The sequence below is a fragment of the Variovorax sp. GW821-FHT09B01 genome, assembly GCF_059418345.1.
In genome coordinates, this window is sequence record NZ_JBWKPQ010000042.1 from 21,738 (window position 1) to 29,400 (window position 7,663).

Consider the following 7,663-nt stretch of genomic DNA (forward strand, 5'->3'; position numbering starts at 1 on the left):
CCCCGTGCCTCCTCCAGGAGGGCGGGGCTTCTGGCTATGGGGCATTTCATCCCGAGGAAAACATGATGTTGACCCGCGCAGAACGCCTGCGAACCGTAACTCTTGCGAAGTCACAAAGCGTCGTGCCGGATTCACGCCCGATGCGACGGACGGCCAATCCTGCCATCGCCGACTTTGGCTTGGTCGCTTCTCTGAAGCCAGAAGTTGGTATCTGCAACCGCGATGCCGCCGCTGCCGTCGGCTGCGATCCCTTCAAGTCCCAGGTCCGCCTGTGGATGGAGAAGACCGGACGTCAAGAGATGCTGCACCCGACGCAGCTCCAGGATGGCAGCCTTTCATACTGGGGCCGCCTGCTCGAGCCGTTGGTGGCTGCGCATTACATCAACCGCACGGGACGCGCGGTAAGGCGCGTCGATGCCCCAGTGCAGCACGCCGAGCTTCCGTGGATGCTCGCAACCGTGACGCGCGAGATCGTGTCCGATCTCGATGTTCAGCTCCTCGAATGCCTGTGCGTGGGCAGGGAGGTCGCGTCACTTTGGGCTGACGGTGTCCCGCAATACATGCGGGTTCGTGTGATGCACCTGCTGGCAGTGACAGGTCAGCGCGCTGCCGATGTGGTCGTGTTGCTGTGCGGGCAGGATCTGCAGGTCTACCGCATCGAGCGCGACGAGCGAGAGATCGCAAGACTCATCGAACAGGAGCGCGCGTTCTGGCGCGGGGTGGAGCTCGACCGGGCCCGGCCTGCGGACGATGAAGAAGTCCTGTTGCCGTAGTGCGATCGGGCTGGCTCCCCGGTCAACGGGGTCTTCGCCAGAACGCCCACCACCGGCGCCGAGCCGTCCGCGCAGCGAGCGGACGCAAATCCAGCGCATCGTAGTTTGTGAACGGCGCACCCCCACGTCGGCGCAATTCGGCCTCCAGCTCGTGAGCGAAACCACGAGCGTGAAGGTCTCCCTCGAGCGCTTTCCTGCGCCACTCCATGGCCATCGTGTGCAACGCCTCGTCGGGCAGCTCCTGCTCCATTCTCATAGACCGATTGTGCCGCCGGTTGTGCCGTTTCGCGCGAATCTTTGGACGAGTGTCTTGCTTTTTTGTCTTGCTTTTACCACGCGAGGTCACTGAACCCTCACCTTTCGACCGGGGCGGCACGGCTTGTCCCCGCCCGCCTGATTTTTCCCTCTACTCAACGCAGATCAAAGTGAACAACGATCCACCTCTTTATGTTCCAGCGGTCGACGAAACCTACGTTTGGTCGTCTGCGACGCTATCTCGCTATATCGCCCGCGCGCTGCGCGTCAGCGCACGCCATCTTCCCTGGGAGATCGTTCAGCAGATGCACGCCCAGGGTGGCACGGGCGAGGCTGAAGCCTTTGGCGCCTTTCCTCCTGCTGCTGGTCTGCAGGCTCTTGAGCTCGAGGACTACAACTGGCGCGTGGATGTGACGCGCGACAACATCGAAGCGACCAAGGCGCAGGGATGGCATGTCCTGCACCGACTGCTGCTGCTCGCGCAGGTCCATCGCTGCGAAGCGCTCGAACTCGCCCGCGAAAACCTCGTGTTGCCAGCCGTCCTGGAGTTCGAGATTTTTGCCTGGCCTTGAGCCGACCGAGTCGCCCACAGCGCACCCCCCTCCCTCATATCTCTTCCTCAGCCCGCTTCATGCGGGCTTTTTTACGTCTGTCCATTTAATGCACTACGTCATCAACCCCATTTCTCACTGCCCGCCGAGGTCTGGCGCCACCTCGGCGACGCTCGCCGCGATGTGCCTCCAAGCCGCGGATACATCGCCGCCGCAGCCGTCTACCCCAAGCGCCTGACATGGGCTCCATCGTGTACCGCGCCACCAAGGCGCAGGCGATCCGCGATGAGTTGGCCAGCGTTGGCGCTTCTTCCACGGTCCTCGCTCATCGAGTCATCGGCAGCCGACTGTGGTTCCTGGCTCAGGCCCATAGGGGCACGCTCGCTGGTCGCAAGTGGATCGGCCTGACCCTCATCGAGTGCCGCGGGGGCCAGGCGATCGTGAAATGCCTGGACGAGACCGTCGGGCCTCTCTACTACGACTGCCCGCTGTCTTTCCTGGCGCAGGCCGACACGCCCGTCGGCCCGCACGCCGGCCCCTGGCGCGAGCAGGTGCGCGCCTTCCATGCCAATCGCGCGGCTCGGCGCCTGGCGATGCGCCCAGGCGCTCGCGTCGCCTACGGCGGGCAGAGCTACGTGCTGCAGCACGACCTCGGGCGACGGGGTTGGGGCGTGCAGCGCGAGCGCGATGGACAGGTCTTTCGCATGAAGTCCCGACAACTGGGCAACGCAACCATGTTGCCTCCTCAAGAGAAACATCCATGAAAAGCAGATTCTTGCGGCACGCGAGCGTGCCGCCGTACACGCGCGACCCCTTTGCGCAGGACATGTTCAAGTGGTCGGGCGACTTCGATGTCCCCGCGATCGGCGAAGACGTGATCATTCGCGTCAACGGCATCGGTCGCGCCAAAGTGGTCGGCTACGCCACGCAGAACGGCTATCTGGGGGTCATGACGGTGCCCTACAGTCCGCCGGACTGGTGGGTGCGTCAGAACGGACCGCCCAGCCCCGACAACGCCGCGCTGGCGTTCGGTGCGGAGATATTGATCTCTCAGGCCCCGATTCAAGGTACTGCGATCCAACACCGAAAAAGCGGGGAGGGCGCATGAGTGCCGTTCCCGCCGTTCCCTGCCGGCCTCGCACGGTGATGGTGTTGAGCGTCGAACTCGCGGTGTTTGATCAAGAGGCGCTGGCTCGCGCGGCTAACGAGCGCGCGCGTGAGGACGGTCTGAGCGACGAGACCTGGGCGTCCCTGCGCTGCGGCATGTCCGATGACCTGATCATGCTGCTCGACCCCGGCCTTGTGGCCGGGGCCGGCTTCGAGATCATCCAATCGACATGTGAGGTCAGCGACGGTCGGGGCCAGCGGTTCGATGACGGGAGCGCGCATGCCGCCGACCAACGTTGAATTCGTCACCGAGTTGATGGAGTACAGCGCCCACGGCGCGCTCATCCAGGCGTTCGTCATGCAGGCACTGGAGCAGTACGCCAGGCGCGTGGCTGCGATGGACCCACAAACGCTGGACACCCCGCTGGTCAGTGGTCATGCCTGGCATGGCTGGGCCATGGAGGCGCGCGACAAGTTCGCTAAGCGCTTCGGCGCCGACGCGGCAAGGCCATCGGTGCCGCCGTCGACCTCCAAACGCTGAGGCATCGCGCCCAGCCCGCAGCAGCCGGCGTGCTGCGTCCCTCCGGCCCGGCCCGAGGCCGGGCACCCCCTGCTGCAGCCACCGCCGGCTGCGCTCCCCACACATACAGGATTTCCAACGTGTCCATCTCGATCAGGGCGCGGGCACCCGCTCGCCCAAATTCAGGCCGGGTGCTTCAACAGCGCCCGGATTTCATTCACTCAACGTATCCCGAGCAGGAGGTCTTCACCTACCACCTGGCGCGCGTGAGCCGCAACCGCAAGACAGGCCCCATCCCAGTGACGACGACGAGCGCGAACTCGTGTCCCCCGGACTGCAGCTTCAAACGCAATGGCTGCTACGCCGAAAGCGGCCCGCTCGCAGTCCACTGGGCCCGCGTCGACAGCGGTGTTCGCGGCGGAACCTTCGACACCTTGCTCGAGGAGCTCGGCACGCTGCGGCGCAACGCCCTGTGGCGCCACAACCAGGCGGGGGACCTCACTCCCTCGTCGCCCGGCGTCATCGATGCACGCCTGTTGATACGGTTGGCATGGATCAACAAGGGACGCCGCGGCTTTACGTACACCCATTACCGCCCGGCGGGTGTCAATCGGGGCGCCATTGCCACCGCCAACCGGATGGGCTTCACAGTCAACCTCAGCGCCGAGACGCTGGAGCAGGCGGACGCGTTCGCCGAACTGGGCATCGCGCCCGTGGTGGTGGTACTCCCTGCGGATGCGACAAGGCCCATGCGTTCGCCGGCCGGGCGCCATGTCGTCGTGTGCCCGGCTTCCATCGGCAACAGCGACTGCCTGAACTGCGGCATCTGTCAGCAGCGCGATCGCGCGTGCATCGTGGGATTTCCTGCGCACGGTAGCGGGGCGAAACGCGTCGAGGTGATCTTTGCCGGGCAGGTGACCCCATGATGGCTGCGCAGGAGATTGCGACCCCTGAGGGGCAAGGCGCTCCGTCCGGGTTCGACGAAGCCTTCTTGCAGCGCATGGACCGCGCCATGCTGCAACACAAGCAGTCCGACCCCTATCGGCTGGAGCGTGCGGCCCGCGCGGCAGAGGAGGAGGCTCATATTGCCGGTCTGCACAAACTCTACGACCTGGAAACGAAGCGGGAGCGCTTGGCATGAGGCAGGCTCTGCTGGCAGCTCGACTTTCGTATTTGTTTGCCCGTTGAGGCTTTATTACGACCGAGAGTTGCCCGGCGCCGGCCAAGCCTGTGGTCTGGTGCAAGATTGAGTTAGTCGTGTCGCCTTCTTGGGTGCGTCACAACCGGAGCATTAAGTAGCTCCCCGGGTGCCACGCCGAGTGCACCAGCGATGCGGTGGATGTTGAACAGCGAAACGTTCTTTAGCCCGCGCTCGATCTGGCTGATGTAGGTCACATGCATGTCGCTGAAGTCTGCAAGTTGCTCTTGTGTCAACTGGCACGCATCTCTGAATGTACGGACTGCCATGCCAAACCGTTGCTGGACTTCCTCCTTGCTTGCTGGTTTGGCGGGCGTCTTGGGCATCGGCCCGAGTCTGAAAATTATAGGCCGATAAATCCATAGACGATGAATCTATATCTGGCAAACTACGTCCAGATAGATTCAAAAATCTACTGAGGCTTTGCGCCCCAGAAAGGGTGTCTTCCCTCGGAGTCTGTTTCATACCAAGGAGCGACCTAGCCCTAACTCTCGTTTTCCTCAACTGATACCGCCTTTAGCGTGACGCTGTATTGCGCGACGTCCTTGCACCGTGCGTGCGGAGGCTCACGTTCAAAGAAGTCCAGCGCATCTATGAGCTGCTGCTCACCACCAACGCGCGGGATGCCTTCTTCGCGCTGGTGGCGCACTTGCGCAAGAGTGATGCGTTGGAGGCCCTTGGCGTCGACTTCATTCCGGCGCACATCCGGCGTCACTTCATCAAGAAAATCTATGTCTAAAAAATCAACCATCGTCATCATCTATCTGGTCCTGGGGCTGCTCTTCGCCCTGTATGGCTGGCTTTTCGGAGACAACTCGTACAAGAGCTTCGCCTACAACCTCGGCACGGGGCTGGTCTGGCCCGTCATGCTGTTTCCTGGCCTCGGAAAGATCATCGGTGCGGTGATCATCTTCGGCTTCGTCGCGTTGGTACTGGCGTCATGAGTGTGTTGCGCTGGCGCCTTGGGGCGGCTTCTTCGCTACTCGCGTGCATGGCCTTGCTGGGCGGGTGCGGCCGTGATGCGGTGAGGGCGGACTTCATGGAGGGGTGCGTTCAAAGCGGCGTGTCGAAGTCGCTGTGCAAGTGCATCTTCAGCAAGGTGGAATCTCAGCTTCGCGCGATGGAGGCGAGCCAACAACTTGCCCCCAGCGACGAGGTCCAGCTGGAACTGGTCCAGGCGACGCAGGTATGCCTGAGGGAATGACGCAAAGGAGCGGGCCATCTGGCGCCTCTCGAAGCAATCCCAGAAGACTCTCGAACTCAGGAATCGACCATGAAGGATCCCTATGAAGTCCTCGGCGTGCGCAGAAGCGCCGGCATCGCCGAAATCGAACTGGCCTACAGGGGCCGGCGCAGCCAGTACCACCCCGACCGCTATGCGGACAGCGATGCTCAGACGGTGCGCTGGGCCACGGATCGGATGCAGGAAGTGAATGCGGCGTACGCGTCGCTAGGGGATGAGCAGCAGCGTGCGCGATATGACGCAGGGAGCGGCACCGACAGGTCCGACGACGCGCAGCAGGCGAGTGGGACATCCAAGGTGTCAGATAGGCAAGATACGTCCACCTTATCTCTCGCCCAGTTCCTGCACCAACGCTTTGCTCCGTTCGATGCTTTTGCACGCACCTACTTTGCCCCTGACATCCCCCCGAAGAAGCTCAGCAATGCGTTGCTGAGTTACGGCCGTCAAGGCCGGGCCGTGCGGGCCGAGGATGTTGTGGCCCTGATGGATTCGACGATCTTCGGGGGCGCGAAAGACGGGGTCATGCTCACCGAGCAGCAAATACGCCTCAAGGACCTCGGCGATGGGCTCGCCGTGTGGGAGTGGCCGAACATCCGCTCGATCACCTCGCAGAAGACGGCGATCTACATCAATGGCTACAAGCTGATCGATTGCTTGGCAGTGAATGCGCTCGAGGTCGCGCGGCTTGTGGAGGGTCTTCAGGCCTTCTTGAAGCTCGATGGCAAACCGAGGTCTCCCGCTCCTGAAAGAAGCCGTCCCGAGCGCCAGGAGACAGGTAGTTCGGGCGCGGTGCCACAGAAGTACCGCGACATGTACGGCATGGCCCGACGCGAGTTCCTGGATCTGTGCGAGAAAATCCAAAAACTCGAACACCATCTGGAGGAGGAATTCATCGATCGGGTGGGTGCGGCCGAGTACTTTGGTTACCTCGAGCAGTGTCTAAGTGACGCCCGAAGAGCTGAGAGAGCTTTCTCGGTCCTCGGCGAGATCACAGCGCTGAGCAAAGCCGTCATGACTTTCGCCGATACCGGCATCCCACCAGCAATCAGGCTCACACGAGGAAGTAGCGAAGACCCGAAACTCGTGAAGGAGCTTCGTGAGTTGTTAGAAACCCTGCAGGATATCGCCCGTGAACTGGAGCGCCATGTCAAGGCCAGGCAGTTCTTCCATCCCTGACCTGCCGCCGGTTGCACAGCCCTCGGGCGGCGTATCCGGGAAGGTAGCGCCCCGCTGTAAACACTTGCCCCTACGGTCAAGGGGCGTCTGCCCAGAATGATGGCACTTCAGTGGCGAGCCGCACGAGCGCTGACGACGTGAAGAGCTGTCCCAGGGTTATCCACAAAGATTTCCACAGCTGTGAAGAATAACCTTCCTGCCGAGCGGCGAAAATTCCCTCACTGTGCTATGCCCGTTGGTCCGCCTTCCAATGTTCGTGCGCACCCTGGGGGGCGGCGCAGCAGCTCCCCTGTGCTGCCCCGACATTCACGCATGCAACCAAGGCTACAGGCGTCTGCAGCACGTTGCACGATTCGCCATCGAATTCATCGACGGTGATCGTGTACGCACCATGCCAGTGCTGCAAATCGATATGCGCTTTTCCACAAATGCAGCATACAGAAGACTGCGCATTGGTCTGCTGTCCGGAAACCGCGCGAAGATTAATGCCAAGTGCCGAGAGTTCTTCAATCGCAGCGTCTGCCTGACAGTTCATGCAATACGACTTCAGAACTACCCCGCTCAACACCTCTACCAAGTCTTCCAAATCATCAGGCATCCGAGAAATGCGCTGTTCCGTGTACGTCAAATTTACGTGCATCTGCCCGACGTTGTTGCCACAACAGGCGCACAGTTGCGCTATTTCCTTTTCAAAGGATTCCATAATCGTGAGTAAGTATTGGTCAAATGGCAAGATGTGATTGGCGATAGATTGATGGATGAATGCGTATTCCAGCGAACGTGACCGACGATTCCGCTCTATCGTGACCGGTCGTCACGCGTGTTGAGTTGCGCGTTCAG

The 7,663-nt window shown here is 61.8% G+C and carries 14 protein-coding genes; 11 read left to right on the forward strand and 3 right to left on the reverse strand.

Annotation, left to right across the window (positions count from 1 at the left end; genetic code table 11):
* Positions 1-65: 65 nt before the first annotated feature.
* From AC07RV_RS44750 to AC07RV_RS44785, 8 genes are all read left to right on the forward strand, one after another.
* Positions 66-773, forward strand: coding sequence for a YqaJ viral recombinase family nuclease (locus AC07RV_RS44750; RefSeq protein WP_492716481.1), 708 nt, complete (start codon positions 66-68; stop codon positions 771-773).
* 425 nt (positions 774-1,198) lie between these two features.
* On the forward strand, positions 1,199-1,600 hold the full coding sequence (locus AC07RV_RS44755; RefSeq protein WP_492716479.1) for a hypothetical protein: 402 nt from the start codon (positions 1,199-1,201) through the stop codon (positions 1,598-1,600).
* A 218-nt stretch (positions 1,601-1,818) separates the two neighbouring features.
* Complete coding sequence (locus AC07RV_RS44760; RefSeq protein ID WP_492716477.1) at positions 1,819-2,343, forward strand: hypothetical protein; 525 nt, start codon at positions 1,819-1,821, stop codon at positions 2,341-2,343.
* Positions 2,340-2,687 carry a hypothetical protein gene (locus tag AC07RV_RS44765; RefSeq protein WP_492716475.1) on the forward strand — a complete coding sequence of 116 codons (348 nt, stop codon included), beginning with the start codon at positions 2,340-2,342 and terminating at the stop codon, positions 2,685-2,687. Before AC07RV_RS44760 ends, AC07RV_RS44765 begins: the two co-directional genes overlap by 4 nt.
* Positions 2,684-2,986, forward strand: a complete 303-nt coding sequence (locus AC07RV_RS44770; protein ID WP_492716473.1) for a hypothetical protein — start codon at positions 2,684-2,686, stop codon at positions 2,984-2,986. Before AC07RV_RS44765 ends, AC07RV_RS44770 begins: the two co-directional genes overlap by 4 nt.
* Positions 2,967-3,227 carry a hypothetical protein gene (locus AC07RV_RS44775; RefSeq protein WP_492716471.1) on the forward strand — a complete coding sequence of 87 codons (261 nt, stop codon included), beginning with the start codon at positions 2,967-2,969 and terminating at the stop codon, positions 3,225-3,227. Before AC07RV_RS44770 ends, AC07RV_RS44775 begins: the two co-directional genes overlap by 20 nt.
* 119 nt (positions 3,228-3,346) lie before the next feature.
* A complete protein-coding gene (locus AC07RV_RS44780) occupies positions 3,347-4,132 on the forward strand; it encodes a DUF7227 family protein (protein WP_492716469.1) in 786 nt (261 codons plus the stop codon).
* Positions 4,129-4,347, forward strand: coding sequence for a hypothetical protein (locus AC07RV_RS44785; RefSeq protein ID WP_492716467.1), 219 nt, complete (start codon positions 4,129-4,131; stop codon positions 4,345-4,347). Before AC07RV_RS44780 ends, AC07RV_RS44785 begins: the two co-directional genes overlap by 4 nt.
* Positions 4,348-4,457: 110 nt before the next feature.
* On the opposite strand, the gene AC07RV_RS44790 is transcribed toward AC07RV_RS44785, so the two are convergent.
* Both AC07RV_RS44790 and AC07RV_RS44795 read right to left on the reverse strand, forming a co-directional pair.
* Positions 4,458-4,730, reverse strand: a complete 273-nt coding sequence (locus AC07RV_RS44790; protein ID WP_492716465.1) for a helix-turn-helix domain-containing protein — start codon at positions 4,728-4,730, stop codon at positions 4,458-4,460.
* A 158-nt stretch (positions 4,731-4,888) separates the two neighbouring features.
* Positions 4,889-5,164, reverse strand: coding sequence for a hypothetical protein (locus AC07RV_RS44795; RefSeq protein WP_492716463.1), 276 nt, complete (start codon positions 5,162-5,164; stop codon positions 4,889-4,891).
* Here AC07RV_RS44795 and AC07RV_RS44800 point away from each other — a divergent pair.
* The 3 genes from AC07RV_RS44800 to AC07RV_RS44810 all read left to right on the forward strand — a co-directional run bounded on the left by AC07RV_RS44800 (position 5,136) and on the right by AC07RV_RS44810 (position 6,823).
* Positions 5,136-5,348 carry a hypothetical protein gene (locus tag AC07RV_RS44800; RefSeq protein ID WP_492716461.1) on the forward strand — a complete coding sequence of 71 codons (213 nt, stop codon included), beginning with the start codon at positions 5,136-5,138 and terminating at the stop codon, positions 5,346-5,348. The two genes, AC07RV_RS44795 and AC07RV_RS44800, sit on opposite strands and share 29 nt — an antisense overlap.
* 47 nt (positions 5,349-5,395) lie before the next feature.
* Positions 5,396-5,608 (forward strand): hypothetical protein, encoded by a 213-nt coding sequence (locus AC07RV_RS44805; protein WP_492716459.1) that lies wholly within the window; start codon positions 5,396-5,398, stop codon positions 5,606-5,608.
* A 69-nt stretch (positions 5,609-5,677) separates the two neighbouring features.
* The gene (locus AC07RV_RS44810; protein WP_492716457.1) at positions 5,678-6,823 is read left to right on the forward strand and encodes a J domain-containing protein; all 1,146 of its coding nucleotides are present in this window, start codon (positions 5,678-5,680) and stop codon (positions 6,821-6,823) included.
* Positions 6,824-7,049: 226 nt separating this feature from the next.
* Here AC07RV_RS44810 and AC07RV_RS44815 read toward each other — a convergent pair whose 3' ends face one another.
* Entirely contained in the window at positions 7,050-7,556 is a 507-nt protein-coding gene (locus tag AC07RV_RS44815; protein WP_492716455.1) for a hypothetical protein, read from the reverse strand.
* Positions 7,557-7,663: the final 107 nt, after the last annotated feature.